Origin of the sequence: Citricoccus sp. NPDC079358 (assembly GCF_040702545.1) — a bacterium.
Classification (GTDB): domain Bacteria; phylum Actinomycetota; class Actinomycetes; order Actinomycetales; family Micrococcaceae; genus Citricoccus.
This window is the reverse complement of record NZ_JBFBLI010000008.1, coordinates 17,293-43,931: the sequence shown is the minus strand read 5'-3', so window position 1 is coordinate 43,931 and position 26,639 is coordinate 17,293. Positions and strand designations below refer to the sequence as shown.

General features: G+C 68.1%; 23 protein-coding genes, 2 tRNA genes and 2 pseudogenes. 14 read left to right on the top strand and 13 right to left on the bottom strand.

Features of this window, described 5'->3' with window-relative positions; all coding sequences use genetic code 11:
• Positions 1–5 precede the first annotated feature (5 nt).
• Positions 6–989, top strand: coding sequence for a DNA-formamidopyrimidine glycosylase family protein (locus AB0333_RS11145; protein ID WP_366218751.1), 984 nt, complete (start codon positions 6–8; stop codon positions 987–989).
• A gap of 54 nt (positions 990–1,043) precedes the next feature.
• Here AB0333_RS11145 and AB0333_RS11140 read toward each other — a convergent pair whose 3' ends face one another.
• Complete coding sequence (locus AB0333_RS11140) at positions 1,044–1,412, bottom strand: hypothetical protein (RefSeq protein ID WP_245952055.1); 369 nt, start codon at positions 1,410–1,412, stop codon at positions 1,044–1,046.
• 52 nt (positions 1,413–1,464) lie between these two features.
• Positions 1,465–1,515 (bottom strand): annotated as a pseudogene (locus AB0333_RS11135) (hypothetical protein); the annotation flags it as partial.
• 130 nt (positions 1,516–1,645) lie between these two features.
• Here AB0333_RS11135 and AB0333_RS11130 point away from each other — a divergent pair.
• Positions 1,646–2,656 (top strand): SDR family oxidoreductase, encoded by a 1,011-nt coding sequence (locus tag AB0333_RS11130; RefSeq protein ID WP_245952056.1) that lies wholly within the window; start codon positions 1,646–1,648, stop codon positions 2,654–2,656.
• A gap of 52 nt (positions 2,657–2,708) precedes the next feature.
• Here the strand turns inward: AB0333_RS11130 and AB0333_RS11125 are convergent, their stop codons facing one another.
• The 3 genes from AB0333_RS11125 to AB0333_RS11115 form a co-directional block, all read right to left on the bottom strand.
• A complete protein-coding gene (locus tag AB0333_RS11125) occupies positions 2,709–3,365 on the bottom strand; it encodes an SRPBCC domain-containing protein (RefSeq protein WP_366218750.1) in 657 nt (218 codons plus the stop codon).
• Between the two features lies 1 nt (position 3,366).
• Positions 3,367–3,768, bottom strand: a complete 402-nt coding sequence (locus AB0333_RS11120) for a metalloregulator ArsR/SmtB family transcription factor (RefSeq protein ID WP_115931075.1) — start codon at positions 3,766–3,768, stop codon at positions 3,367–3,369.
• Between the two features lie 107 nt (positions 3,769–3,875).
• A tRNA-Gly gene (locus tag AB0333_RS11115) sits at positions 3,876–3,946 on the bottom strand.
• A 208-nt stretch (positions 3,947–4,154) separates the two neighbouring features.
• Between AB0333_RS11115 and AB0333_RS11110 the strand changes: the two genes are divergently transcribed.
• From AB0333_RS11110 to AB0333_RS11085, 6 genes are all read left to right on the top strand, one after another.
• Positions 4,155–4,228, top strand: a tRNA-Pro gene (locus AB0333_RS11110).
• A 107-nt stretch (positions 4,229–4,335) separates the two neighbouring features.
• Positions 4,336–6,093 carry a trigger factor gene (gene tig, locus AB0333_RS11105; RefSeq protein WP_366218749.1) on the top strand — a complete coding sequence of 586 codons (1,758 nt, stop codon included), beginning with the start codon at positions 4,336–4,338 and terminating at the stop codon, positions 6,091–6,093.
• A 316-nt stretch (positions 6,094–6,409) separates the two neighbouring features.
• Entirely contained in the window at positions 6,410–7,009 is a 600-nt protein-coding gene (locus tag AB0333_RS11100) for an ATP-dependent Clp protease proteolytic subunit (protein WP_366218849.1), read from the top strand.
• A gap of 66 nt (positions 7,010–7,075) precedes the next feature.
• A complete protein-coding gene (locus AB0333_RS11095; RefSeq protein WP_366218748.1) occupies positions 7,076–7,744 on the top strand; it encodes an ATP-dependent Clp protease proteolytic subunit in 669 nt (222 codons plus the stop codon).
• Between the two features lie 218 nt (positions 7,745–7,962).
• Positions 7,963–9,276, top strand: a complete 1,314-nt coding sequence (clpX, locus tag AB0333_RS11090; protein ID WP_366218747.1) for an ATP-dependent Clp protease ATP-binding subunit ClpX — start codon at positions 7,963–7,965, stop codon at positions 9,274–9,276.
• 75 nt (positions 9,277–9,351) lie between these two features.
• Complete coding sequence (locus AB0333_RS11085) at positions 9,352–9,999, top strand: DsbA family protein (RefSeq protein WP_366218746.1); 648 nt, start codon at positions 9,352–9,354, stop codon at positions 9,997–9,999.
• 94 nt (positions 10,000–10,093) lie between these two features.
• Here the strand turns inward: AB0333_RS11085 and AB0333_RS11080 are convergent, their stop codons facing one another.
• The 5 genes from AB0333_RS11080 to valS all read right to left on the bottom strand — a co-directional run bounded on the left by AB0333_RS11080 (position 10,094) and on the right by valS (position 15,245).
• Complete coding sequence (locus AB0333_RS11080) at positions 10,094–10,483, bottom strand: hypothetical protein (RefSeq protein WP_366218745.1); 390 nt, start codon at positions 10,481–10,483, stop codon at positions 10,094–10,096.
• The gene (locus AB0333_RS11075; RefSeq protein WP_366218744.1) at positions 10,470–10,931 is read right to left on the bottom strand and encodes an ATP-binding protein; all 462 of its coding nucleotides are present in this window, start codon (positions 10,929–10,931) and stop codon (positions 10,470–10,472) included. The genes AB0333_RS11080 and AB0333_RS11075 overlap by 14 nt, the downstream gene beginning before the upstream one ends.
• Positions 10,924–11,256 (bottom strand): STAS domain-containing protein, encoded by a 333-nt coding sequence (locus tag AB0333_RS11070; protein WP_366218743.1) that lies wholly within the window; start codon positions 11,254–11,256, stop codon positions 10,924–10,926. Before AB0333_RS11070 ends, AB0333_RS11075 begins: the two co-directional genes overlap by 8 nt.
• Entirely contained in the window at positions 11,256–12,368 is a 1,113-nt protein-coding gene (locus AB0333_RS11065; protein ID WP_366218742.1) for a SpoIIE family protein phosphatase, read from the bottom strand. The genes AB0333_RS11070 and AB0333_RS11065 overlap by 1 nt, the downstream gene beginning before the upstream one ends.
• Positions 12,369–12,557: 189 nt before the next feature.
• Positions 12,558–15,245, bottom strand: a complete 2,688-nt coding sequence (valS, locus tag AB0333_RS11060; protein WP_366218741.1) for a valine--tRNA ligase — start codon at positions 15,243–15,245, stop codon at positions 12,558–12,560.
• A gap of 95 nt (positions 15,246–15,340) precedes the next feature.
• Between valS and AB0333_RS11055 the strand changes: the two genes are divergently transcribed.
• The 4 genes from AB0333_RS11055 to AB0333_RS11040 all read left to right on the top strand — a co-directional run bounded on the left by AB0333_RS11055 (position 15,341) and on the right by AB0333_RS11040 (position 19,820).
• Positions 15,341–15,910 carry a DUF488 family protein gene (locus AB0333_RS11055; RefSeq protein ID WP_366218740.1) on the top strand — a complete coding sequence of 190 codons (570 nt, stop codon included), beginning with the start codon at positions 15,341–15,343 and terminating at the stop codon, positions 15,908–15,910.
• Complete coding sequence (locus tag AB0333_RS11050; RefSeq protein WP_366218739.1) at positions 15,907–17,412, top strand: FAD-linked oxidase C-terminal domain-containing protein; 1,506 nt, start codon at positions 15,907–15,909, stop codon at positions 17,410–17,412. Before AB0333_RS11055 ends, AB0333_RS11050 begins: the two co-directional genes overlap by 4 nt.
• A gap of 63 nt (positions 17,413–17,475) precedes the next feature.
• A complete protein-coding gene (locus AB0333_RS11045; protein WP_366218738.1) occupies positions 17,476–18,261 on the top strand; it encodes an SDR family oxidoreductase in 786 nt (261 codons plus the stop codon).
• A gap of 140 nt (positions 18,262–18,401) precedes the next feature.
• Positions 18,402–19,820: an NF041680 family putative transposase gene (locus tag AB0333_RS11040; protein WP_366218737.1), complete on the top strand. Its 1,419-nt coding sequence runs from the start codon at positions 18,402–18,404 to the stop codon at positions 19,818–19,820.
• A 39-nt stretch (positions 19,821–19,859) separates the two neighbouring features.
• Here the strand turns inward: AB0333_RS11040 and AB0333_RS11035 are convergent, their stop codons facing one another.
• From AB0333_RS11035 to AB0333_RS11025, 3 genes and pseudogenes are all read right to left on the bottom strand, one after another.
• A complete protein-coding gene (locus tag AB0333_RS11035) occupies positions 19,860–20,447 on the bottom strand; it encodes a transposase (protein ID WP_366218848.1) in 588 nt (195 codons plus the stop codon).
• Positions 20,448–20,548: 101 nt separating this feature from the next.
• Complete coding sequence (locus AB0333_RS11030; protein WP_366218736.1) at positions 20,549–21,628, bottom strand: IS110 family transposase; 1,080 nt, start codon at positions 21,626–21,628, stop codon at positions 20,549–20,551.
• 297 nt (positions 21,629–21,925) lie between these two features.
• Positions 21,926–22,096, bottom strand: a pseudogene (locus tag AB0333_RS11025) (IS5/IS1182 family transposase); the annotation flags it as partial.
• 144 nt (positions 22,097–22,240) lie between these two features.
• Between AB0333_RS11025 and AB0333_RS11020 the strand changes: the two are divergent.
• Together AB0333_RS11020 and ileS are read left to right on the top strand one after the other, a co-directional pair.
• A complete protein-coding gene (locus AB0333_RS11020; protein ID WP_366218735.1) occupies positions 22,241–22,807 on the top strand; it encodes a hypothetical protein in 567 nt (188 codons plus the stop codon).
• A 279-nt stretch (positions 22,808–23,086) separates the two neighbouring features.
• Complete coding sequence (ileS, locus tag AB0333_RS11015; RefSeq protein ID WP_366218734.1) at positions 23,087–26,599, top strand: isoleucine--tRNA ligase; 3,513 nt, start codon at positions 23,087–23,089, stop codon at positions 26,597–26,599.
• Positions 26,600–26,639 lie beyond the last annotated feature (40 nt).

The window sequence follows — 26,639 nt, the reverse complement described above, 5'->3', positions numbered from 1 at the left end:
GACCCATGCCCGAGGGCCATTCGATCCACCGCCTCGCCCGGCAGTTCTCCGACGTCTTCGCCGGTGAGCGCCTGCAGGTGATCTCCCCGCAGGGCCGCTTCGCCGCCGGTGCCCGCCTGATCGACGGAGCCACGCTGACCGCGGCGCGGGCCCACGGCAAACACCTGTTCCTCGACTTCGGCCAGGACACCGGCACCGCACTCGTCCTCCGCGTCCACCTCGGCCTGTACGGCGCCTGGAGCTTCGGCGGCGATGAGACGTTCCGCGGTGCCTCCAGCATCGGCGCACCGCGCAGGATGGGGGAGACGGACACCTTCGACGCGCCGGCGGCGCCTGCAGACACGGCAGCGGACACCCCAGCGCACGACGCCGGCGCCGCACCCGGGTACGCCGGCCCGCCGGCACCGGTGGGCCAGGTCCGCGTCCGGCTGGTCTCCGCCCACGGGTGGGCGGATCTGCGCGGCCCGAGTGCGTGCGAGGTGATTACGCCGCCCGAGGCGGCCGCCGTCGTCGACCGCCTGGGACCGGACCCGCTCGTGCCCGGAACCGGGCCGGAGGAGTTCCTGCGGCGGGTGTCCGGCCGCGGGGTGGCGCTCGGGCAGCTGCTGATGGATCAGAACGTTTTGGCCGGGGTGGGAAACATCTACCGCGCCGAGTCCCTGTTCCGGCAGGGGATCGACCCGTACCTGCCGGGGCGGGCGCTGGGGCGGGAGGCCGGCAGCGCCCTCTGGCAGGATCTCGTGGCGCTGATGAACGACGGCGTCCGGGACGGCAAGATCATCACCACGCGCCCCGAGCACCGTGCCACGAAGGCTGGGCCGGATGGGCTGGATGGGTGCGGTCAGTTGGCACCGGTGTGGCCGGACAACGCGTACTACGTGTATCAGCGGGACGGGATGGACTGCCGGGTCTGTGGGACCACGGTCCGGCTGGCCGAGATGCAGGCCCGGAAGCTCTTCTGGTGCCCGGGCTGTCAGCTCACGGGGTGACCGACGGGGTGAAGCCCCGCGATTCCCGGTGATCATGAGCATTCCCCATGATGATCAACGGGACTCTTCACGATCGTCGGGAGTCCTGGAGCGGTTGCGGGCGACCAGCTCTGCGCCGCGGCGGTACAACGCCTCCCGTACTGCCGGTGGCTCCTGTACCTCGACGCCTGGAACCTGCAGGAGCTGTGCCACGGTGATGTCCTGGTGCTCCATGAGCAGGCCCAGCTCCAGCCGGTCACCTTCATGGCGCGCCGACGCCACGGCCGACTCGGTTCCCCGTCCCGGGACCGCGTTCTGCAGGGCTTCGCGAGAGGTCATGGGGAGGGACAGGCGGACCGGAAGGCTCCGGACGGAGGCCTCGAAGGCCGTCCTGCTGGCCTCCCAGTAGGCCGCCAGGGAGAAGTCCTCCGGCCGCCACTCCAAGCTGGTGCAGTGCCGTCAGGTCCCGTTGGATGGTGCGGGGGGAGACCCCATGGTGGTCGGCGAGCTGCCGGACGGACGTCTGCTGACGGCGTGACAGGTCCATCATGATCTCCAACAGCCGGGTGGTGCGCACGAAACACCCTAACCAATTGATGACATGAGGTGTCATGAATGGGCGCCACCATGGGGAGCACAGACATTGATCGAACACGAGAACCGGAGTGGACGCAGTCATGGCGATGGAACCAACGGAAGAAACCGAATCCGCCGGACCAACGGCAGCAACGAAGCCGGCCGGTCAACGCCCACGGGCCCTGGAGGGAAGGATCGCCCTGGTGGCCGGAGCCACCCGCGGTGCCGGCCGGGCCATTGCCCGGGAACTGGGCCGAGCTGGGGCGGTCGTCTACTGCACGGGCCGCTCCACGGCGGGCCACCCCTCGGACTACGGGCGGCCGGAAACGGTCGAGGAGACCGCCGGCCTGATCCGGGCCGAGGGCGGGACAGCCCATGCCGTGATCGTGGACCACCTCGAGGTGAGCGCCGTCCGTGAACTCGTGGAGCGGATCGACCGGGAACAGGGCCGGCTGGACATCCTCATCAACGACATCGGGGGAGAGGCCTACGTGGAGTTCGGCATCCCGCTGTGGGAGTACGACCTCGACGACGGCATGCGGCTCTTCGACGCCGGCTTCCGCACCCACCTGCTGACCAGCCACGCAGCCTTGGGCCTGCTGATCCGCCACCCCGGGGGCCTGGTGGTGGAGACCACCGACGGGACCCGGGACTACAACCAGGGCCACTTCCGGGAGACCGTGTTCCTGGACCTCGCGAAGACCGCCGTGGACCGTTTGGCCTTCGCCGAGGGACACGAGCTGAAGGCCCACGGGGGCACGGCGGTCTCCGTCTCACCCGGATGGCTGCGCTCGGAGATGATGCTGGATGCCTTCGGCGTCACCGAGCAGACGTGGCGCGAGTCGGCGGCAGCCAACCGCGGGAAGACCGACGTGGTCCCGCCCTACGAGTTCGTGATCTCGGAGACCCCCGCCCTGCTCGCCCGCGGCATCGTGGAGCTGGCGGCCGATCCGCAGCGGGCCCAGTGGAACACCCGGTCCGTCAGTTCCTTCGAACTGGCCCGGCACTACGGCGTGACCGACGTGGATGGCTCCCGGCCGGACGCCTGGGGGTTCATCACTGCGATGGACACGACGCCGTCCGCGGACCTGGCCGTGGAGGACTTCCGGTGAGCTGCGGGTAGGGCCGAGCCACCCCGGGGCTGGACAGCCCCGGGGTGCGGGATCAGGCGTCCGACCCGGTATAGAAGCCATAGGTGGCGTCCGCCGCGCGGGCCGCCACCGTGGGATCCGCGCCGGCGGCCGCGTGGGCGGCCGCCCAACCGTCTGCGGCTCCGCGGTAGAACCGCTTGCCCTCCTCGGTGAAGGCCCAGGCTTCGGCTTCCTGGGGTGAGAGGGAGCCTTCGACGGCGCCGAGGTGCAATCCCAGGCCCAGCAGGCCGCCGTCCCAGCCCACTCCGGTGGCGCCGGGGCCGTAGGTGTCCCACATCCCCTCCGGGAGGTCTGCAGCGCGGGCGACGTGTTCGAGGATGAATCGCGTCGAGTCGCCCTCGGCGGCCAGGCGCACGGTCACCCAGGAGACGCCCCCGCCGAATTCCCAGGTGATCCGGTAGCGTGCCGTGCCGTCCGCGGGAGGGGTGCATTCCAGCACGGTTCCGCCGGCATTGCCCTCGAGCTGGTACTGGCCGTCGAGGCCAAGGTCGCCGCTGACCGGCAGGAACCAGCGGGCGATGCGATCGGCTGTCGTGACCGCCTCCCAGACATCCTCGAGCCCTGCCGGGTAGGTCTGCTCGAGGGTCTGGACGTGTGAGGGTTCGCCGTCCCGGTCCTCGAGTGAGAGGCCGCGTGTGACAGCGGAGAGTTGGTTCTGGATATCGACCATGTCATGACTCCTGTTGGGAAGGATGGTGGTGTTCGGTGTTGTCCACGGTGGGCTCCACTGCTGCACGCTCAGCCGCCAGTCTCCGCTGGCGTTTGCCCCGGGCCAGTTCGGTCCCCAGTGCATCCAGCCTCGGCCGCCAGAACTGCTCGAACGGACTGAGCCAGTCGCTGGCCTCCCGGGGCCCCTGGGGATCAACCGCGTAGAGCCGCCGCGTGCCCTCGGGCCGCACGGTGGCGAAGCCGTGATCGCGAAGGACCTTCAGCTGCTGCGAGACCGCCGGCTGGCTGATCCCGAACTCGGCCTGCACCTGAGTGCCGACTTCTCCGGCGCTGAGTTCGCCCCCGGCCAGCATCTCCAGGATGCGGCGCCGGACGGGGTCACCCAGGACGTCGAGAGCGTGCATGGATCCATGATTGCATCGAGTCTTATATAAGGCAAGAGTTATGCTGTGACGTGTGGGTATTAAACACGTAGGCCCCGGACGGATCCGGGGCCTTCGTGATGCAGCGGAGGGGATGACGGGAATCGAACCCGCGTAGCCAGTTTGGAAGACTGGGGCTCTACCATTGAGCTACATCCCCACGGCGTCGGTTGGGATGTGTGTCCTTTTTGGGGGCATCTACCGAACGCAGCGAAGACGATCGTATCAAGCAGGCCGTGTGAGCAGCAAAACAGCCCCACGTCGGCGCGGCGCAGAGGTGCGGCCCGGGCTTGAACGCCGCAGAAATGCGGAGTATGGGGCCGTCATGCGTACACTGGTCTCTGGCCAGAAATGGCCAGGGCCGTCTGCGGGGTGTAGCTCAGCTTGGTAGAGCGCGCGCTTTGGGAGCGTGAGGCCGCAGGTTCAAATCCTGTCACCCCGACGTCATGGTCGCCCCGCTTGCCGGGGCGGCCTGATTCACCGGATGCCCGACGGCCGGGCCCATCCGCGCCATATAGACGAGACGATCAATCCACACAGGAGTCCCACGTGGTCAAGAGCACCGCAGAAAACCTCAGCCCGACCCGGGTCAAGCTGGACGTCGAGGTCCCCTTCGAGGACCTCAAGCCGCGCCTGGACCAGGCCTACAAGACGGTGGCGAACCAGATCCAGGTCCCCGGCTTCCGCAAGGGCAAGGTTCCTGCGCGCCTCATCGACCAGCGGGTCGGCCGTGGCTACGTGGTGGAGACGGCCGTCAACGAGGGCCTGAACGACTACTACCAGGAAGCCCTGACGCAGACCGAGACCACCCCGATGGCACGTCCCGAGGTCGAGGTCACCTCCATGCCCGGCGTTGACGGCGAAGCCGAGGGCCCGCTGAAGTTCAGCGTCGAGGTGGACATCCGTCCCGAGGTCGAGCTGCCCGACTACAAGGGACTCAAGGTCACCGTCGAGCCGGCCGCCGCGTCCGAGGAGGACGAGCAGAAGGCCCTCGACGAGCTGCGTTCCCGCTTCGGCACCCTCAAGACCGTGGAGCGCCCCGCCGCCAAGGACGACTTCGTCACCATCACCCTGACCGCCACGGTCGGGGACGAGCAGGTCGACCACGCCGAGGATCTGTCCTACCAGGTCGGAGCCGGCACCATGCTCGACGGCATGGATGAGGCCCTCGAAGGCCTGTCCGCCGGTGAAGACGCGGTCTTCGAGACCGTCCTGGCCGGCGGCGACCACTCCGGCGAGAAGGCCACCGTCAAGGTCACCCTCGGTGGCGTCAAGGAGCGCGAGCTGCCCGAGGCTGACGACGACTTCGCCCAGCTGGCCTCCGAATTCGACACCATCGACGAGCTCAAGGCCGACCTGAAGGAGAAGGCTGCCGAGGGCGCCGTCACCGGCCAGGGCGTCGAGGCCCGTGACAAGGTCCTCGAGGAACTCGTGAAGCTCGTCGAGGTGCCGGTCCCGGACTCCGTGGTCAACGAGCAGATCGAACAGCACTTCTCCCAGCAGGGTCACTCCGAGGGTGACGACCACGACACCGCGGAGCACCGCGCCGAGGTCGAGTCGAACGCCCGCGAGGCCTTCCGCAACGAGATCATCCTCGACAAGGTTGCCGACGCCGAAGAGGTCGGCGTGGACCAGGGCGAGCTGATCGAGTACATCATCTCCACCTCCCAGCAGTACGGCATGGACCCGAACCAGTTCGCCCAGATGCTGGACCAGGCCGGCCAGGTGCCGATGATCATGGGTGAGGTCCGCCGCCGCAAGGCCCTCGCCAAGGTCCTCGAGTACGCCGTGGTCACCGACACCGCCGGCAAGGCCGTCGACCTGACCGCCTTCGTCACGCCGGGTGGCGAAGACAGCGCTGCCTCGGCCGATTCCGCGGATTCTGCCGACTCCGCCGATTCTGCTGATTCCGCCCCCTCGGCCGATTCCCCGGCCGAGGCGGAGAAGGCCCCCGCGAAGAAGGCTCCTGCGAAGAAGGCCCCGGCAAAGAAGGCTCCGGCCAAGACGGCCGCTGCCGCGAAGTCTGAGGCAGAGGGCTCGGCGGACGCCGAGGAGGCTACGGCCAAGAAGGCCCCCGCCAAGAAGGCCCCGGCGAAGAAGGCCCCCGCCAAGACGGCCGCTGCGAAGTCGGCCACCACCAAGGCCCCGGCCAAGACCGCCGCCGCCCAGAAGGCCGAAGCTGAGGCCGACGGCGGGGAGAAGGCCCCCGCCAAGAAGGCCCCGGCGAAGAAGGCCCCCGCCAAGGCGGCTGCCGCCAAGAAGGCTCCGGCCACGTCCGCTGACAAGGCCGCAGACACGGCCGAGTGATCGCCGAACCACCGGCCGCCCGCAGACACTGATCCCCGCCGGATCGGTGGCAGCGGGAGGCGAACGCCCGGGCCGACCATGCACCATGCATGGTCGGCCCGGGCGTTTTGGCGTCCGGATCAGGGAGGTGGTCGCCGTCGTCGCCCATCCACGCCAACAGCGAACAGCCGGGTCAGGAGGGCCCGGGTGGCACCGTTGGACAGTAGTCTCGATCCAAGACCAATGCCGGACGTGTACCACCAGGTGCCGTCGTCGCATGTGAAGTCCATCTGAAGGAAGGCAGGGCGCCATGTCCGCATCGTCCACTGCTCCCCGTATGGCGTCGGTTGATCCGGCGGCCCGCGAGGACTACATCTACAACCGTCTGCTCAAGGAACGCATCATCTGGCTGGGTTCCGAGGTGAGGGATGACAATGCCAACGTGATCTGCTCCCAATTGCTCCTGCTCTCCGCCGAGGACCCGGAGAAGGACATCTACCTATACATCAACTCCCCGGGTGGTTCCGTCACGGCCGGCATGGCGATCTACGACACGATGAAGTACATCCCGAACGACGTCGTCACCGTCGCGACCGGCTTGGCCGCTTCCATGGGACAGTTCCTCTTGTCCTCGGGCACGCCGGGCAAGCGCTACGCCACCCCCCACGCCCGCATCCTGATGCACCAGCCCTCCGGCGGCATCGGCGGCACCGAGTCGGACATCCGCATCCAGGCGCAGCTGATCCTGCACATGAAGCAGGTCATGGCCGAGTTGACCGCGGAGCAGACCGGCCAGACCGTGGACACCATCCTGAAGGACAACGAGCGGGACAAGTGGTTCACCGCCACGGAGGGCCTGGAATACGGGTTCTTTGACCGCATCGCCGAACGTGCCGGCTCCGTGTCCGGCGGCGGTGGCGTGGACAGCAACGCCTGATCCGGCCCCGGCCGCCCAGACACGTCCACACGACCGACCAGACCCTTTGCCCAGGAGAAACCAGACATGAACCAGTTCCCCGTCGGAATGCCTTCCGGTGCCGGTCAGCCGGCTCCGAGCAGCCGCTACGTCCTGCCCCAGTTCGAGGAGCGCACGCCCTACGGCTTCAAGCGCAACGATCCCTACGCCAAGCTGTTTGAGGACCGCATCGTGTTCCTCGGCTCGCAGGTGGATGACGTCTCCGCGGATGACATCATGGCCCAGCTGCTTGTGCTCGAGTCCATGGATTCGGAGCGGGACATCACCCTGTACATCAACTCCCCGGGTGGCTCGTTCACCGCGATGACCGCGATCTACGACACCATGCAGTTCGTGCGTCCCGAGATCCAGACCGTGTGCCTCGGCCAGGCTGCCTCGGCGGCGGCGGTGTTGTTGGCCGCCGGGGCGCCGGGCAAGCGCCTGGCCCTGCCGAACGCCCGCGTGCTGATCCACCAGCCGTCCATGGGTGGGGACCAGGGCACCGCCACGGACCTGCAGATCCACGCCGAGGAGCTGCTCCGGATCCGCACCTGGATGGAGGAGACGCTCGCCCTGCACACCAATAAGACGGCCGAGCAGATCCGCCAGGATATCGACCGGGACAAGTTCCTCTCGGCTCAGGGCGCCAAGGACTACGGTCTGGTGGACGAAGTCCTGGAGTCCCGGAAGATCACCCGTCCGCAGCTCTCCAACTGATCCGGTCCGCTGGCGGGCCCGCGGCCGTACGCGCAGCGGCAGGGCCCGCCGGGGGCCAGGGATCGCCCGACGGCGGCCCGCACCGGGACGTGCTTCGTCACGTCCGGTGTGGGCCGCCGTTGCAATCCACCGTCCTAACGTGTCCACCCCCTAAGCTGTAATGGCAGTACCCCGGGCAGCTTCGTCTGGAGGCCCGACCCAATCGAGGAGATTCCCGCATGGCCCGCATCGGTGAAAGCGCCGACCTGCTGAAGTGCTCATTCTGTGGAAAGAGCCAGAAGCAGGTCCGGAAACTGATCGCCGGACCCGGCGTCTACATCTGCGACGAGTGCATCGAGCTGTGCAACGAGATCATCGAGGAGGAGCTCTCCGAGGTCGCGGAGACCGCCGAGGTCGAGCTGCCCAAGCCCCGGGAGATCTACGACTTCCTCGAGGAGTACGTGATCGGCCAGCCCGATGCCAAGCGGTCCCTCGCCGTCGCCGTGTACAACCATTACAAGCGCATCCGCTCCGGCCAGCAGTCCGCGCAGACCAAGAGCGACTCGTTCGCCGACCGCTCGGCCGAGGAAGTCGACGAGCTGGCGGACGTGGAGGTCGGCAAGTCCAACATCCTGCTCGTGGGCCCCACCGGCTCCGGGAAGACCTACCTGGCCCAGACCCTGGCCAAGAAGCTCAACGTGCCGTTCGCCGTGGCGGATGCCACCTCGTTGACGGAGGCGGGCTATGTGGGCGAGGACGTCGAGAACATCCTGCTCAAGCTCATCCAGGCCGCTGACTATGACGTCAAGAAGGCCGAGCAGGGCATCATCTACATCGACGAGATCGACAAGATCTCGCGCAAGTCCGAGAACCCCTCCATCACGCGGGACGTCTCCGGCGAGGGGGTCCAGCAGGCCCTGCTGAAGATCCTGGAGGGCACCACGGCCGCTGTGCCGCCGCAGGGGGGCCGCAAGCACCCGCACCAGGAGTTCCTGCAGATCGACACGTCGAACGTGCTGTTCATTGTGGCCGGGGCCTTCGCCGGTCTGGACGAGATCATCTCCTCGCGGGCCGGGTCCAAGGGCATCGGGTTCGGCGCGCCGATCAACACCATCGGCAAGCGGGACGTGTCCTACTCCGACGTCCGCCCGGAGGACCTGCTGAAGTTCGGCCTGATCCCCGAGTTCATCGGTCGTCTGCCCGTGATCACCACCGTGGACAACCTGGACCACGAGCAACTCGTCAACATCCTGACCAAACCCCGGAACGCCCTGGTGAAGCAGTACCAGAAGATGTTCCTGATGGACGGCGTCGAGCTGCAGTTCGAGGACGAGGCGCTGGACGCGGTGGTCGAGCAGGCCGAGGAGCGGGGGACCGGCGCCCGCGGACTCCGCTCCATCCTGGAGGAGGTCCTCAAGCCGGTCATGTTCGACCTGCCCTCCCGTGATGACATCGCCACCGTGGTCATCACCGGTGACGTGGTCCGCGAGGGCACCGAGCCCACGCTGATCTCCCGTGAGGTGCAGCGCAAGCGTCGCAACAAGTCGGCCTGACGGAATATCCCGGGCCACACCAAGAACCCACTGCGGACCGTTCCAGATCCACCCAGACGTATGCCAGGAGGCACCATGACCGAGACCATTACAGCAACCAACACCGCCACCGAGGCGGGGACGCAGACCGTCGACTTCTGGTTCGACTCCGTCTGCCCGTTCGTCTGGATTACCTCACGCTGGATGCTGGAGGTCGAGAAGGTCCGCCCGATCACGGTGAACTGGCACATCATGTCCCTGTCCGTCCTCAACGAGCATCAGGACCTGGACGAGGGCTACCGGTCCATGCTCGATCGGGCCTGGCTGCCGGCCCGCGCCGCCACCCAGATCCAGGAGCGCCACGGCAACGAGGCCATCGGTGCGTTCTACACCGCCGTCGGCACCCGCATCCACAATGAAGGGCAGAAGGACTTCGAGGCCGCCGTCCGCGGGGCGCTGGAGGATCTCGGTCTGGAGACCGAGGAGATCCTCGAGGCGGCCCGCACCGATGTGCTGGACGAGACGCTGCGGGCCTCCCACGCGGAAGGAATCGAGAAGGTCGGGGACGACGTCGGCACCCCGGTGGTCTCCTTCAACGGCACCGCCTTCTTCGGTCCGGTGATGACCCGCATCCCGCGTGGTGAGGAGGCTGGCAGCATCTTCGATGCCGCCGTCACCCTCGCCGGATTCCCCTACTTCTACGAGATCAAGCGTTCCCGCACGACCAGCCCGCAGTTCGACTGACCCTCGTCCGATTCAACGGGCCTGAATCTGGTCTGATTCTGGCCTCACTCCCGCCCCGCTGCGGTCGCCCCGCTGCGGTGCGCGGCGGGCGTGTTTAGCGCCCGCGGGCAATGCGCCCCGCGGCCCGAATCATCGGGATCTGCAGGGGCAGCCGCGCGAGCGTGATTGCCCTGGTTCTCGGCGAGGCGTTCCGGGCACGCCAGGCGTGGTAGAAATTCCCCGGCCAGACGGCCAGGAAGAGCACCTGAGCGGCCCGGCCCCCCGCGCGTCGGGTAGCCGGTACGGCCAACAGCCCGGCGACCGCCAGTTCCGCCACGCCCGAACCGTAGGTCCAGGCACGGGCCGAGCCCGGCAGGGCGCGGGGGATGAGTCCATCGAAACCCCGAGGTTGCGCGAAGTGCAGAACGCCCATGCCCGCCAGGGCGGCGGCCATGGCTACGGCTCGTCCTGGGCCCTCATCTCGCGTCAGATCAGTCCGTGCCATGGCCTGGCTCCGTCGCGTGCGTCGGGCGGTACAGGCGCCACACGTTCGTGGCACCGTCGCGTTCGAAATCGAGGCTGACGAGGGCACGAATCAAGGCCAGCCCGCGTCCCGACTCCGCCAGGGCATCGGCCATGACACCTCCGCACGGCACGGTGCCCAGCGGAGCGTTCGGCGCCGCCGATGCGGCACCGAACTCGACGATGGTCGCCCGCAGCTCGGCGGGGGAGGCCACGAGTTCCATCCCCAGCTCAACCGGTCCCGGGTCGCCCACACCGTGTCGGATGGTGTTGCCGACCGTTTCGATGACGGCGGTGTCGAAGGCCATCCGGTCCAGGGCCGGAACATGGCCGGCCGCCGCCCACAGATCTTCCAGGTGGTCGTGGACGGTCTCGAGGGTCCCCGGTTCTGCCGGAAGACGGTCGGCGCAGAGCAGGATTGGCTCAGGCACGGGAGAATGCCGAGGCGGAGTCGGGGTAGGGGGTCAGCACGCGGTCCATGCTAGTCAGTTGTAGCACCATCAGCACCTGCGGCGGCACCTGGGAGATGCGCAGGTCTCCGCCGGCCTGGCGAGCCATTTTGAGACAGCCGATGAGGGCTCCCAGGCCGGAGGAGTCCATGAACTCGGTGGCGCTGAGGTCCACCACGATCTGCCGCGAGCCCGCACTGATCTCGCTGGAGATCACGTCCTTGAGCTTGGGAGCGGCGGCCATGTTCAGGCGGCCCTCGCCCCTCACCTCTGTGTAGGTGTCATGTCTTTCTACGGTGACCTGCATTAGCGGTGGTCCTTTCCTGGGACATCGGGATGACGGTGGACGACGACGGCGGTGACGTCATCGTGTTCGGGATCGTCCTGGGCGAGCCGGGCGAGATGGTCCGCCACGTCCTGGACGGTGCGGTGGGCGAGGACGGCCTGTGACATGGCCGTAAAGGTCCCCTCGAGGTCGCCGACGGCATCGAGCACGCCGTCGCTGACGAGGATCAGTGATTCTCCGGGGTTCAGGTCGGCCCGCTGGGCCACCCAGGGGACCTCGACCCAGAGGCCCACCGGCGGTCCGCCCGGCTCCAGGCGCCTCGTGCTGCCGTCGGGGCCCACGATGGCCGCGATTCCATGGCCGGCATCCACGTAGGAGAAGCGGCCGTTGGCGGGATTGAGGCGGACTTTGAAGACCGTGGCATAGGAATCGGAGCTTTCCAGGGCGCCCCCCAGTGACTGGGCGGCGTGGTTGAAGGCCGAGGTCAGTCCCGGCATGTTCCCCACGGTCCGGAAGGCAGACCGCACGGCTGCGGCGATCATCGCCGCGCCCATGCCCTTGCCCATGACATCCGCGAGGATCACGTGCAACTGGCCGGAGGAGACATGCCAGTCGTAGAGGTCGCCCCCGACCGCCTGGGAGGGACGGAAGCTCGCCGCCACCTCGTAGCCCGGCAGATCCGGAGAGGCCTCCGGCAGGAGACCACGCTGAACTTCGACGGCGCGTTCCAGTTCCGTCGAGTCCGTCACCAAGTCGCGGGGCCGCCGGAACAAGGCAGCTACGCGTGCCCTCAGCTCCCGGGTGCTGAACGGCTTGCTGAGGTAGTCATCGGCGCCGGCCTCCAGCCCGGCCAGCTTGTCGATCTCCGTTGAGCGCGCGGAGATCATCACCACATAGGCGTTGGAGTACTCGCGCAATTGGCGGCAGACCTCCAGCCCATCGAGGCCGGGGAGCTGCACGTCCAGGGTGATCAATTCGGGATCAAGGGTTTGGACCAGTTCCACGGCCCGGGTGCCGCTGGGGGCTTCGGATACGGTGAAGCCCTCCCGGTTCAGGGTGTGGACCAGCAGACTGCGAATGTCATCATCGTCCTCGACCACGAGGGCATGACGAGTTGAGGATGGTGGCGCCATGAGAAGACCAACTCCCGTCGGAAGATACGGAGATCGTGCGGGTCAATGACGGGCGTCCTGGGGATAGAACGCGGGTCATCCGGTGATCCATATATCAGCACGGCTGCCAGACTTTTTTACCCTGGCCCGAGATTATTAATCCCCTGGTCCAGCATCATGGAGCAGATCCGTCACGCCTGACGGCCATACCTATCCGGCGGTGGCTTCCGAGACGTCCGGTGTGGCCAGCTCCACCTGGGAGACCTCGATGTCGGCATCCCCGTCCGGACTGCCGGCCACCAGCGTGAGTTCGCGGACGTTGCCCGCGGCCTTGAGATCGGCGAGTCCGCCGCGCAGGGAACCGAAGCGGTTCTCCGGGGCGGTCACGACGGCGGCGAGCACCTCGGTGCGTTGCTTCACCTTCGCCTCGGACTTGGCCCTCCGGATGCCGCCGAGGGCCAGGGCGACCGCGGCGAGCACGTCAGCGGTGGCGCCAGAAGAGGCGGCCTCGATGCCGGCGATCTCCTCAGGCCGGCCCGGCCACGGGGCGCGGTGCACGGAGCCGTTCCGCCACCAGCCCCAGACCTCATCCGTGGCAAAAGGCTGGAAGGGGGCCAGCAAGCGCAGCAGGGCGTCCAGCGTGGTCGCCAGGGTGGCCAGCACGGAGGCCTGCTCGGCCTCGCCGTGGCCGCCGTAGGCGCGGTCCTTGATGAGCTCCACGTAGTCGTCCGTGAACTGCCAGAAGAAGGACTCCGTCAGGTTCAGCGCCCGGGCGTAGTCGTACGTCTCGAAGGCCCGCGAGGACTGCTGCACGGTGTCGTACAGACGGACCATCAGGGCCTTGTCCAGCGGGTTGGTGATGACCGCGGCATCGTCGGCCGGTCGCACGACGTTGTCCACCGAGGCGCCGAGGTTCAGGGCGAACTTCGAGGCGTTGAGGAGCTTGATCGCCAGCCGTCGGCCGATCTTCATCTGCGCCACCTCATAGGCGGTGTCCGCACCGAGCTTGGCGGAGGCCGCCCAGTAGCGGACCGCGTCCGAGCCGTACTCGTCCAGCACGTCGGTCGGGACCACCACGTTGCCCTTGGACTTGGACATCTTCTTCCGATCCGGATCCAGGATCCAACCGGACAGGGCGGTGTGGTTCCACGGCACCGAGTCGTTCAGCGCCTCGGCGCGGACCACGGTGGAGAACAGCCACGTGCGGATGATGTCGTGGCCCTGGGGGCGCAGGTCGAACGGGAAGACCTTGCCGAAGAACTCTTCGTCCCGGCTCCAGCGGCCCACGATCTGCGGGGTCAGCGAGGAGGTGGCCCAGGTGTCCAGGACGTCCGGGTCTCCGGTGAAGCCACCGGGCACGTCGCGCTGGGACTCGTCGTAGCCGGGAGCCGCCTCGGCCACGGGGTCCACCGGCAACTGGTCCTCGGCGGGCACGATCGGGTGCTCGTAGTCCGGTTCGCCGGAGGCGTCCAGCGGGTACCAGACCGGGATCGGCACACCGAAGAACCGCTGACGGGACACCAGCCAGTCGCCATTGAGGCCCTCCACCCAGTTCTCGTAGCGGGAGCGCATGAACTCCGGGTGCCAGGACAGCTGGCGGCCCCGGGCGAGGAGCTTCTCGCGGCGTTCGGCGTCCCGGCCGCCGTTGCGGATGTACCACTGGCGGGAGGAGATCACCTCGAGCGGCTTGTCACCCTTCTCGTAGAAGTTCACCGGGTGGGTGATCTTCTTCGGCTCGCCGTCCACCAGCCCGGCCTCGGTCAACGCGGTCACCACGGTCTCCTTGGCGGAGAACACGGTCTTACCGGCCAGCGTCTCGTACTCGGCGCGGCCCGACTCGCTGGTGATCCATTCGGGGGTCTCGGCGTGGAAGCGGCCGTCGCGGCCCACCACGGTGCGGGTCGGCAGGTTCAGTTCGCGCCACCACGTGACGTCGGTGAGGTCGCCGAAGGTGCAGACCATGGCGATGCCGGAGCCCTTGTCCGGCTTGGCGAGCCCGTGGGCGCGGACCTCGACCTCGACTCCGAACAGCGGAGAGGTCACGGTCTGGCCGAACAGTGGCTGGTACCGCTCGTCATCGGGGTGGGCCACGAGGGCCGAGCAGGCCGGCAGCAGCTCGGGACGGGTGGTCTCGATGACGACCTTCTCCCCGGCAGCGGTGAAGAACGGGATGCGGTGATAGGCGCCGGGCACCTCACGGTCCTCGAGCTCCGCCTGGGCCACGGCGGTGCGGAAGGTGACGTCCCACAGGGTGGGGGCCTCGGCCATGTAGGCGTCACCGGAGGCCAGGTTGCGCAGGAAGCCGCGCTGGGACACGGCGCGGGAGGTGTCATCGATCGTCCGGTAGGTCAGGGACCAGTCCACGGACAGGCCGAGCCGCGTGAACAGGTTCTCGAAGACCTTCTCGTCCTCGACGGCCAGTTCCTCGCACAGCTCGATGAAGTTGCGGCGGGAGACCACGTCCCAGTCCCGCTGGTTCTTCGCGGGCTTCTCCGGCGGCTGGTACCCGGGGAGGTAGGGCTTGGTGGGATCGCAGCGGACGCCGTAGTAGTTCTGGACGCGGCGCTCCGTGGGCAGGCCGTTGTCATCCCAGCCCATGGGGTAGAAGACGTTCTTGCCGTTCATGCGCTGGTAGCGGGCCAACACGTCGGTCTGCGTGTAGGAGAACATGTGCCCCACGTGCAGCGATCCGGAGGCAGTCGGCGGCGGGGTGTCGATCGAGTAGACCTGCTCCCGCGTGGTGTCGGCCTCGAAGGCATAGGTGCCCTCGGCCCTCCACCGGGCGGAGAGCTTGTCCTCCAGCCCCTCGAGGGCGGGGCGGTCCGGAACAGTCACGGCAGGACTGGTGGACGCGGTCGTGGAAACGGGCGTGTCTGTGCCCGGAATCTGTTCAGCCATGATCCCGATTGTCCCACGCCCCCTGAGGCTCTCCGAACCGGGTCACTCGGGACGGTGTGATGGCGGGATGCGGGATCCCGGCCTACCGTGGGGCTATGTCCACCTCGCGCAGCAAAGCCGGAAGCAAGGCCGGCGGCCAACATGGCAGCCAGCGCGGCAACACCCCGCCGCAGATCCGCCTCCGCCGTGTCTACGAGGCCCCGGACGGCGGTTACCGGGTCCTGGTCGACCGGATCTGGCCGCGGGGGATCGCCAAGGCAGACCTCGAGCTGGACGAGTGGTGCAAGTCCGTCGCCCCCTCCAGCCTGGCCCGCAAGGACTTCCACCACGATCCTGACCGCTTCGCGGACTTCACCCGGCGCTATGAAGCCGAGCTGGACGCCTCGGGACGCCCTGGAAACCATGGAGAGCCCGACGACGGCGGCGAGCCGGCCGTCGACGCGCTCCTGGAACGCTGGGAGGACTCCTGCAAGGACGGCACAAAAGATCTCGTGCTCCTGTATGCGGCCAAGGACCCGGAGGTCAACCATGCGGTGGTGCTGCGCCGGTTCCTTCAGAGCAAGAGCGGCGGTCAGGGCAAGAGTGACGGTCAGGACAAGGGCGGCGGCACACACCATCAGCGGCATCAACGCCGTCAGTCCCACGAGAAGGACCCGTCATCATGAATCCCTCCAGCACCAGTACCAGTACCGGCCTCGGTGACAGCATGACCGGCACCGCGCCGGTCGCGGCAGAGCGCACTGACCCGGTGGAGCTGGCGAGCCTGGCGAACCGAGTAGTCAACGAGTTGGGGCCCGAGCTCACCCCGGGCGCCGTCAGCGTCGAGCCGGGCGTCGTGGCGGGCCACGCCGCGGACCAGGCACCCTTCGGCGCGGTGGGCGATGCGCTGGCCCTGGTACGGGCCCGCACCGTCCAGGACGTCCAGGCGACGCTGCGGTTCGCGTCCCGGCTCGGCATCCCGGTGGTGCCCCAGGGCACCCGCACCGGCATCTCCGGTGGTGCGAACGCCGTTGACGGGTGCATCCTGCTCTCCGTCGAGCAGATGGACTCGATCCTGGAGATCAACACCGGCGAGCAGACGGTGACCGTGGAACCCGGGGTCATCAACCAGAACCTCAAGGAGGCCCTCGTGCCCCACGGCCTGGCGTACCCGCCGGATCCCGGCTCGGTGGCGATCTGCTCCATCGGCGGGAACGTGGCCACGAACGCCGGCGGTCTGTGCTGCGTGAAGTACGGGGTGACACGGGACTACGTCCGGGAACTCAAGGTGGTGCTGGCTGATGGCACGCTGACCCGGCTGGGCCATCGGACGGCCAAGGGAGTGGCCGGACTGGACCTCGTCGGCCTGTTCGTCGGCTCGGAGGGGACCCTGGGCGTCGTCGTGGAGGTGACGTTGCGGCTGGTGCCCCTGCTGCCGCCTCCGTTGACGGCCGTGGCGGCCTTCGCCACGGAACGCGCGGCCGCCTCCGCCGTGGCCGCGTTCATGGCCACGGGCGCCCGCCCCTCGATGCTGGAGTCCCTGGACCGCCATGCCATCGCGCTCCTCAACGAGTTCGGGGACTTCGGACTCGACGCGGAGGCCGGAGCCCTGCTGCTGATGCAGTCCAACGGGGACGGCCACCGGGAGGCCGCCGAACAGGAGGTGGCCGCCTTCGCGGCGACGGCCGAACACCACGGCGCCCTGGACGTCGCGTTCAGCACGGATCCGGAGGACAGCGATGCCCTGGTGGCCACGCGGCGGATGGCCCAGCCGGCCTTCGAACGCCATGCGCAGACCCACGGCGGCGGGCAGCTGCTGGACGACGTCTGCCTGCCACGGATGGCATTGCCCGAGTTCTACGACCGTCTGGAGACCATCCGCGCACGGACCGGCCTGATGATCGCCGTGGTCGCCCATGCCGGTGACGGCAACGTCCACCCCTCCGTGTTCTTCGACGCCCAGGACCCGGAATCGACCCGTCAGGCCCATGAGGCGTTCGAGGAGATCATGGACATCGGCCTGCAGCTGGGCGGCACCATCACCGGCGAGCACGGGGTGGGCTCGCTGAAGCGTGCCTGGCTGCCCCGGGAACTGGACGAGGGGAGCCGGCGGCTGCACCGGTCGATCAAGGACGCGGTGGACCCCCGGGGCATCCTCAATCCCGGCAAACAACTCGCCGAACTCTGACCGGGTGTCCGGCTGTGAAGGCCTCTGACCGCGAAGAGTCCTGACCGTGAATAGAGTGGTGCCATGACTGGTGAGAAGAACACCCGACCGAATCGCGCCGCCGTCGTGACCGGGGCCTCCTCCGGCATCGGCCGAGCCACGGCCGCGCAACTCGCGGCCGAGGGCTGGACCGTCTACGCCGTGGCCCGCCGCGCCGAGAGACTCCAGTCCCTCGCCGAGGCGGTGCCCGCCGGCACCGGAACCATCGTCCCGGTGCCCGCCGACGTCACGGACGCCGAGCAGATGGCCAGGGCCCGCCAGGTCGTCGAGGACGCCGGGGGAGTGGACACCGTGCTGTGCATCGCCGGCGGCGCCCAGGGCACCGACCGGGTGGCGGACGGCCGGGCCAGGGACTGGGACTGGATGTACCGCGTCAACGTGCAGGGCACCCTGAACACCACCCAGGCGTTCCTGCCCCTGCTCCGCGCCACCGGGCACGGCACCGTGCTGGTGCTGACCTCGACAGCGGCGCTCGCCAGCTATGAGGGCGGCGGCGGGTACAACGCGGCGAAGATGGCCCAGCACGGACTCGTCGGCGCCTTGCGCCTCGAGGAGGTGGACCACAACATCCGGGTGGTCGAGGTGCTGCCGGGACTGGTGCACACCGAGGAGTTCACGCTGAACCGTCTCGGCGGCGACCAGGAGGCGGCGGACCGCGTCTACGCGGGGGTGGAGAAGCCCCTCACCGCCGAGGACGTCGCGGACGTCTGTACGTATGCCGTCTCGGTGCCCCACCACGTCAACCTGGACCAGATCGTGCTGCGGCCCGTGGCCCAGGCGGCCAACTTCAAGATGATCAGAACAACGTAGGACTGCAGGACTAAGCTTGTTGTTTAACCTGTGACTCGCCGGTTGTCGACTTCCTCGGCGTGTCGATGGGCGCAGTGCAGCCGCCGTCTTTGATGCTTCTGGTTACCAGACCAAGAGGCGATCGAAACGGCGGCTGCGTCATGATTATTGACGACCTGACACTTTCTGCGCTACCCCGGGACGGGGCGGGGTTTCTGGACCGGTTCCGCACCGGCCTGTACTCGTGCCTGTGCCGTCGAGGGGATGCGCTGTTCGAGCTGACCGACGCGGTGTCGTGCGCACCGTCGAAGGTCACCGATCTGGCCCGGCTCTCCCTGGAGGCAGAACACCGGCGGGGCCACGGTGCCCTGTATGACGGGCTCAACGCCGGGATGGTCGATACCGGCCGGCTGCGCTCCCTGGTCTGTGCCGGGCCGCTGCCGAAGGTCATCGGCCCCGATGGGCGGGAGCGGATGGTGCTGGCCGTGGACGTGTCGAACTGGCTGCGGCCCGATGCGGGCACCAGCCCGGCCCGGTCGTTCTGCCACACCTACGCCCGCGGCCGCGGGCAGGCGCAGATGATCCCGGGCTGGCCCTACTCCTTCGTCGCCGCCCTCGAAGCCGGAGCCTCGTCCTGGACGGCCGTGCTGGACGCGGCCCGCCTGCATCCCGACGACGACGCGACAGTCGTGACGGCCGCCCAACTTCGCACCGTCGTCGACGAACTCACGAAGTCCGGGCACTACCGGTTCGGGGACCCGAACATCCTGGTGGTCATGGATGCCGGCTACGACGTGGTCCGCCTGGCCTTCCTCCTCGGGGACCTGCCGGTGACGCTGGTCGGCAGGCTCCGCTCGGACCGGGTGTTCCACGCCCCGGCCGGGGCACGCCAGGGCCCCACGAAGGGCCGGGCGCCCAGGCACGGAGCCAGACTGGTGCTGGCCGATACGGTCACCCACCCCGGTCCCACGGTCGCCACCGATAACAACACTGCCAGGTACGGGCGTGCCGAGACGACTGCGTTCGCCCGGATGCACCCCAGGCTCGAGTCCCGAGGCGGATGGAAAGACCATGTGGGGCCGCTGCCCATCATCGCCGGCACCGTCGTGGGTCTGCGAGTGGAGCGCCTGCCCGGTAATCGTGATCCGAAACCGGTGTGGCTGTGGGTGTCGAAGCCGGTCCCGGACAGCGGTGCCGAAGTTGATCACTGGTGGTCGATGTTCATCCGCCGCTTCGATCTGGAGCACACTTTCCGCTTCCTCAAGCAGTCCCTGGGCTGGGCACGGCCCCATCTCCGTGACCCGGCAGCGGCCGATCGGTGGACCTGGCTCATCGTAGCCGCCCACACCCAGCTGCGGCTCGCCAGGGCACTGGTCGCCGACCACCGGCTGCCCTGGCAGAGACCACTGGCCCCGACGCGGCTCACGCCCGCACGGGTGCGGGCAGGCTATCGCCACATCCACCGGACCCTGGCCCGTCCCGCCACTCCGCCGAAACGCTCACGCCCCGGCCCGGGACGGCCAAAGGACCGCAGAAACCGCAAGAAAGCACCGATCCAGCCGGTCGGAAAGTCACATTAGGGGTTAAACAACAAGCTAAGAGATTGCGCGGATAGGGGCTCATCGCCATTGGTAGGGCTTGACAGGGCGGTCATCCCACCGGAACTGGGTCCAGGATTCTTTGAGGAGTCGGCGGAGCACGATGATGGCGTTGGCCAGGTGGGTCCAGGCCTGCTGTGCCTTCTCGCTGCGGTCCAGGACGACTTGGAGGAGTCCGAATCCGCGGGTGTGCCAGGCGTTGGTGCGCTCGATCATCCAGCGCCGGGTGTGATTGATCTTGATGTAGGTGCCCTTCGGCGAGATCTTCCAGTCGCACCCTAGCTCGGCAAGCAACTCCCGGGTCACGCCGGAGTCGTAGCCGGCATCGAGATCGACCCTGATCCTCTCGGGCAGGTCGAACCCGAACCGGGACAACCGTTCCAGGGTCGGGCGCAGCAAGGGCGAGTCGTGTCGGTTGGCTCCGTCCAGCACGACGCCGATCGGCAGGCCGTGACCTTCGCAGAGCACGGAGCGCTTCTGTCCGGATTTGCCGCGGTCGGTTGGGTTGCGGCCGGTGTTGTCCCCACCGCAGGGTGCCTTCACGCAGCACCCGTCGACGCTCAGGTGCTCGAGGTCCAGGCCGATGAGCCAGTCGAAGGCCTCCAGCACGGCCTGTTCCAGGTTGGCGAACACGTCGGCTGCTGTCCATTCGTCGCGTCGGGTGCGCAGGGTCGTGGCCGAGACCTGTTGGTCGGACTCTTCTATGTCTGTCAAGCCGCGTTCGGGACTGCGGTTGAGGCGTTGAGGGTCCGGTAGACACGGCGGGCGAGGTAGCGTTTGATGCAGCGGCGGATCTCTTTGTCGGTTTTGTGTTCTGCCCGTCGTTTTTCCACGTATTCACGGGTCTCGGCGTCGTGGGTCATCTTGGTGATCGCGACCATGTGCAGGGCGCTGTTCAGCGCCCTGTCTCCGCCTCGGTTCAGTCGGTGCCGGACCGTGTTCCCGGACGAGGCCGGGATGGGATTCACCCCCGCCAGGGAGGCGAAGGCTGCCTCGTTGCGGACCCTTCCCTGGTGGGACCAGGCGGTGAGGCACTTCGCGGCGCTGATCGCCCGGAATCCCTTCTCGGCCAGCAGGGGCGCGGCCTCGCTGGCCTTCACCAGCTCATCCAGCTGCTTCTCGTTGGCCTGGAGCTGCTCATCCAGCTCCAGGACGTGTTTGGCCAGCCGGACGGACTCCGCGCGGGCGATCGACAGGGATAGCTCTTCCTCGCGGGCCCGCCAGCGGGAAACTTCGGCGATCTGGGTGGCGGTGAGTTTCTTGCGGGCATCGATGCCCAGGTCGTTGGCCCGGGCCAGGGCGGTCAGCGCGTTGACCGATCGGGTGCGGTCCTTACTCATGGATTCCCGGGCGGTGATCAGGATCCGCACGCTTTGGCGGACCCCGTCATTCAACCGGGGGCGTCGTAGCTTCTGCACCGGTAGCCCCAGCGTGGCGGCGGCGATCTGGTGGGCATCCATAGCATCGGACTTACCCACGCCGCGACGGTTCTTGGCGTCCATGCGCGGGGCCTCCGCGACCGGGTAGCCGTGGGCGGCCACGGTGCCGGCCAGGATCGCCCCGTAGGAAGCGGCGCCTTCAATCACCCACAAGGTGTCGGCATCGGCGTCGGTGCGGCGGGCAACCCAGGCCATGGCCCTCTTGATCCCTGCCGCGGTGGTGGGAAACTCCCGGGTCTCCAACAGGGCCCCGGTTGCCGGGGCGAGAATTGCGTAGACGTGGTTACGGGCGTGGGTGTCAACACCCACGACAAAGGGGTGAGAATGCGCGACGATAGACATGACGGTCACGACACCTTTCCAACGTGATGGACATGGTTTCAACGGCCGTCACCGGCCGGTACCAGTCCGGGATGAGATCACGTCGGAACAGCACTGTGATGAGTCACACCCGCGGGTGGACAATCTTCTGATCAAGCTACCGAGGTGGGCCGGACGGGTGCCGGCCGACCACCCCTATGAACAGACAAGTCCGACAAAAGACACCCGAAGGTCAGCGTGCTTGTGAGTCACATCCATAGGGTGGAACGGCCAGCAACCATCCTGCCAGCCAGTCCCAGACCAGCCACTATCAATACTCACAGCGTGCTTGGTGTAGGCCCCGCCCAATACGAGCCGGGAGACGAGCTTGTCGAACACGACTCGGTCTGGGACGCGTGGCCGATGGCAGCCCAGTGGATGGACATCGTGTCGTGCCGGTAGGAGTGCTTCGAACTGGATCCAGAGGGGTTCGATGATTGAGGATGGAAGTGCTGGCACGGGCAAGGGTCCTTCGCCTCGAACGGATAGGTCGCACTTCCATCGAAACGAAGGCCCTCCCGTGTCGGCCCGCACCGACACGCCGTCTACGGGTTACGAGTCAGGCCCGCCTATCCGCGCAATCTCTAAGTGAGGAATCCCAGCATGGCAGGACAGCACCGAGACCAGCCGTCCGACGAGGGCCGGGACGGCAGCAAGGGCAGCGGCGCGGACAGCAGCACGGACACCGACCGCCCTGGCGTGGACGTCCAGCGACTCCGGCGGGCTCTCGGCCTGGGCGCCGTCACCGGGATCGCCTCCGCCTTCCCCCTGTGGAAGATCCCCCGCAAGCCCCTGGCCCTGTGGTCCGGCGGCATCGCTGCCGCAGTGGCGACCGGCGCCCTGATCCTGAAGCGGGACCAGTTCAAGCGTGAGGCCGAGGTGCAGGGTGAAGCCCCGGCCGAAGTGTCCCGGGCCCGGCGCCTCGGCGCCCCCGTGGCCACGGGGGCCCTCTTCGGCGGCCTCATGGCCGGCTCCATGTGGCTGACCTCGGTCACCGACGAGTGGTCCGAGAAGCTGATCGCCCGGCTCGGTGCTAAACGGCCCCGTGCCACCTACGCCGTCCTCGCTGGGGTGGGGACCGCGCTGATCGACTACTTCGACGATTCGCCGAGAAAGAGCGGGCAGGACGGGAAAGTCGCCCCGGGCGAGATGAGCGAGAAAAGGGCGTAGAATCAACGCCAGCAACAGCAACAGCACTGACCCGGCCATCACCGGCGAGCTTCCGGAAGAACGGGCACGGCACACGCCGGCCCCAGTAGACCCGGACGGGTAAGCCCGTCACAGCAGTCATGAGCGGCCGATCTCGCCTCACGGGACCACCGGGGAGCGGGACGGCAAGCAGGGTGGTACCGCGCCGCCGTCGCCCTTGATCTCCACGCCGGAGCTCGAGGACAACGTCAGGCGTCCTTGCAGGAAGACCAGACAGCACCACAGTCGACCCCTGCAAGGATGGCAACGCCCGTGTACCCCCTCGCCAGCTCGGATCCGAACGCCCAGTCCGGCACCCCCTCCTCCCCGCGATTCCCGGAGATCGAGGAGCGCATCCTGAAGTACTGGGACGAGGACGGCACCTTCCAGGCCTCCATCGACGCGCGGCCGGCCACCCACGAGGACGGCTCCGGCAACGAGTTCGTCTTCTATGACGGCCCGCCCTTCGCGAACGGCCTGCCCCACTACGGCCACCTGCTGACCGGCTACGTCAAGGACCTCGTGGCCCGCTACCAGACGCAGCAGGGCCGCCGGGTGGAGCGCCGCTTCGGCTGGGACACGCACGGACTGCCCGCCGAACTCGAGGCCATGAAGCAGCTGGGCATGACGGACAAGGCCCAGATCGAGGCCATGGGGATCGACAAGTTCAACGACGCCTGCCGCGCCTCCGTGCTCAAGTACACGGACCAGTGGAAGGACTACGTCAACCGGCAGGCCCGCTGGGTCGACTTCGAGAACGACTACAAGACCCTGAACCCCGAGTTCATGGAGTCCGTGCTCTGGGCGTTCAAGGACCTGCACTCCAAGGACCTCACCTACCGCGGCTTCAGGGTCCTGCCCTACTGCTGGAAGGACGAGACCCCGCTGTCCAACCACGAACTCCGCATGGACGAGGACGTCTACCAGTCCCGCCAGGACCCCTCGGTCACCGTGGCCTTCCCGATCACCGGCCTGGCCGCGGCCGCGGCACGTGGTTCGGACGGTGCAGGCTCGGACGGCGCAGGCTCGGTCGGCGCCGATGCGGCCCTGGCTGCCGAGCTCACCGGGGTGCGCGTGCTCGCCTGGACCACCACCCCCTGGACCCTGCCGACCAACCAGGCACTCGTCGTCGGACCGGAGATCACCTACGCGGTGGTCCCGGCCGGGCCGGAGGCGGCGGAGGACATCGCCGGATCCTCGTATCTGCTGGCCCAGGACCTGCTGGGGGCGCACGCCAAGGAGCTGGGCTATCCCGACGCCGGCGCAGCCACCGAGGCGGTCCAGCGAACCTACCTGGGCTCCCGGCTGGGCGGACTGGCCTATGAGCCGCTGTTCACCTACTTCACGGATGCGGAGGCCTATGGCACCGAGAACGCGTGGCAGATCCTCGTGGACGACTACGTCACCACCGAGGACGGCACCGGCGTGGTCCACCAGGCACCGGCCTACGGTGAGGACGATCAGCGGATCTGTGAGGCCCACGGCATCCCGGTGATCCTCTCCGTGGACGAAGGCGCGCGCTTCCTGTCCCTGTTCGGGGACGTGAATCGGGGCGGTGGAGTGCTCCAGGACATCGCGGGCGTGCAGGCCTTCGAGGCCAACCGGACCATCATCCGGGCGCTGAAGGCGGCCGGGAAGCTGCTCAAGGAGGCCTCCTACGAGCACTCCTACCCGCACTGCTGGCGCTGCCGGACGCCGCTGATCTACCGCGCCATCACCAGCTGGTACGTCTCCGTCACCGCGTTCAAGGACCGCATGGTCGAGCTGAACGAGGACATCAACTGGATCCCGTCCAACGTCAAGCACGGGCAGTTCGGCAAATGGCTCGAGAACGCCCGGGACTGGTCCATCTCCCGTAACCGCTACTGGGGCTCACCCATCCCGGTGTGGGAGTCGGACCATCCGGAGTACCCGCTCCAGGAGGTCTACGGCTCGCTGACCGAGATCGAGGAGGCCTTCGGGCGGTTGCCGCGCAACGATCGGGGCGAGGTGGACCTGCACCGTCCCTGGATCGACGATCTCACCCGGCCGCACCCCGACCCGGAGGCCGCCGCCGCCGGGGCCGTGATGCGCCGCGTGGAGGACGTGCTGGATGTCTGGTTCGACTCCGGCTCCATGCCGTACGCCCAGGTGCACTACCCCTTCGACTCGAAGGAGTGGTTCGAGACCCACAACCCGGCCGACTTCATCGTGGAGTACATCGGTCAGACCCGCGGCTGGTTCTACACCATGCACGTGCTGGCCACCGCCCTGTTCGACCGCCCGGCGTTCTCCAACGTCATCAGCCACGGGATCGTCCTGGGCTCGGACGGGCAGAAGATGTCCAAGTCCCTGAAGAACTATCCGGACGTCTCCGAGGTCCTGGACCGGGACGGCTCGGACGCCATGCGCTGGTTCCTGATGGCCTCGCCCATCCTGCGCGGCGGGAACCTGGTGGTCACCGAGGAGGGCATCCGGGAGGCGACCCGCCAGGTGCTGCTGCCGGCCTGGAACGTGTGGCATTTCTTCAGCCTCTACGCGAACTCGGCGCGCGGCCGGTCCACGGACGGCACAGAACGCCCGGAGGGCTACCGGGCCTCGTTCCGCTACGAGTCCTCGGACCCGCTGGACCAGTACATCCTGGCCGCCACCGGGCGCATGCTTCGCGAGGTCAAGGCAGGCCTCGACTCCTATGAGGTCTCCGACGCCACCGACGCTCTGCGCGCCTACATGGACACCATGACCAACTGGTACGTCCGCCGCTCCCGCCAGCGGTTCTTCGACGAGGACACCCAGGCCCTGGACGTGCTGTACACGTCCCTGGAGGCCTTCTGCCGGGCCGCGGCGCCGTTGATGCCGTTGGTGGCCGAGGAGATCTGGCGCGGACTGACCGGCGGCCGGTCGGTGCACCTGACCGACTACCCGGATGCCGCGCCGTTCTTCGCCGGCTTCGCCTCGGAGACGGAGGCGGAGGCCCTGGTCGAACGCATGGAGACCGTCCGCCGCATCGCCTCGGCCGGCTCCTCGTTGCGCAAGGGGGCCAAGCGCCGCGTGCGGCTGCCCTTGCAGTCCCTGACCGTGGTGGTGCCGGATGCCGCCGGCCTGGCCGGCGCCTACACGGACATCATCATGGACGAGCTGAACCTGAAGTCCGTGGACCTGCAGGACGCCGCCGAGGTGTCCGCCACCGACTTCGGCATCAGCCAGTCCCTGGCCGTCAACGCCCGAGTTGCCGGCCCCCGCCTGGGCAAGCAGGTCCAGGTCGCCATCAAGGGTGCCAAGTCCGGTGACTGGTCCGTGGCGGAGGACGGGACGGTCGTCGCGGGCGGCATCGCGCTCGTCGAGGGGGAGTACTCCCTCGAGACCACCGTCGGTGCGGCCGGTGCCGCGGCTGACGGCAACCAGGACCACGACGCCGGCGCCGCGGCTGCATCGCGCGCGGTCACCGTGGTGCCCGGCGGCTTCCTGGTGCTGGACACCTCGGTTCCGGCGGACATGGCCGCCGAGGGCACGGCGCGCGACGTGATCCGGGCCGTCCAGGCCGCCCGCAAGGACGCCGGGCTGGAGGTCTCGGACCGGGTGCGGACCGTGATCACGGGACCGGCCGCCGTCGTGCAGGCCATTGATGTGCACCGGGACCTCGTCGCCGGGGAGACCCTGACGGTGGAGTTGGTGCTGGAGGACTCCGGGGCCGCGGATCCGCGCCAGGACCCCGCCGACGATGCGACCAAGACCGTGCAGGTGGCCGTGGCCAAGGCCGCCGCCGCATCCGTCTCGACCGGGAGTGACGCGTGAGCAAGAAGAAGAACAAGAACCAGAACGTCAAGAAGAACAA

Coding starts and splice junctions, on each gene's coding strand:
- AB0333_RS11070 (WP_366218743.1), bottom strand. CDS start 11,256: ATGCAGGTCACCGTAGAAAGACATGACACCTACACAGAGGTGAGGGGC.
- clpX (WP_366218747.1), top strand. CDS start 7,963: ATGGCCCGCATCGGTGAAAGCGCCGACCTGCTGAAGTGCTCATTCTGT.
- AB0333_RS11080 (WP_366218745.1), bottom strand. CDS start 10,483: ATGGCACGGACTGATCTGACGCGAGATGAGGGCCCAGGACGAGCCGTA.
- AB0333_RS11100 (WP_366218849.1), top strand. CDS start 6,410: ATGGCGTCGGTTGATCCGGCGGCCCGCGAGGACTACATCTACAACCGT.
- AB0333_RS11145 (WP_366218751.1), top strand. CDS start 6: ATGCCCGAGGGCCATTCGATCCACCGCCTCGCCCGGCAGTTCTCCGAC.
- AB0333_RS11120 (WP_115931075.1), bottom strand. CDS start 3,768: ATGCACGCTCTCGACGTCCTGGGTGACCCCGTCCGGCGCCGCATCCTG.
- AB0333_RS11040 (WP_366218737.1), top strand. CDS start 18,402: ATGATTATTGACGACCTGACACTTTCTGCGCTACCCCGGGACGGGGCG.
- AB0333_RS11065 (WP_366218742.1), bottom strand. CDS start 12,368: ATGGCGCCACCATCCTCAACTCGTCATGCCCTCGTGGTCGAGGACGAT.
- AB0333_RS11055 (WP_366218740.1), top strand. CDS start 15,341: ATGTCCACCTCGCGCAGCAAAGCCGGAAGCAAGGCCGGCGGCCAACAT.
- AB0333_RS11045 (WP_366218738.1), top strand. CDS start 17,476: ATGACTGGTGAGAAGAACACCCGACCGAATCGCGCCGCCGTCGTGACC.
- AB0333_RS11020 (WP_366218735.1), top strand. CDS start 22,241: ATGGCAGGACAGCACCGAGACCAGCCGTCCGACGAGGGCCGGGACGGC.
- AB0333_RS11130 (WP_245952056.1), top strand. CDS start 1,646: ATGGCGATGGAACCAACGGAAGAAACCGAATCCGCCGGACCAACGGCA.
- AB0333_RS11125 (WP_366218750.1), bottom strand. CDS start 3,365: ATGGTCGATATCCAGAACCAACTCTCCGCTGTCACACGCGGCCTCTCA.
- AB0333_RS11095 (WP_366218748.1), top strand. CDS start 7,076: ATGAACCAGTTCCCCGTCGGAATGCCTTCCGGTGCCGGTCAGCCGGCT.
- AB0333_RS11050 (WP_366218739.1), top strand. CDS start 15,907: ATGAATCCCTCCAGCACCAGTACCAGTACCGGCCTCGGTGACAGCATG.
- ileS (WP_366218734.1), top strand. CDS start 23,087: ATGGCAACGCCCGTGTACCCCCTCGCCAGCTCGGATCCGAACGCCCAG.
- valS (WP_366218741.1), bottom strand. CDS start 15,245: ATGGCTGAACAGATTCCGGGCACAGACACGCCCGTTTCCACGACCGCG.
- AB0333_RS11085 (WP_366218746.1), top strand. CDS start 9,352: ATGACCGAGACCATTACAGCAACCAACACCGCCACCGAGGCGGGGACG.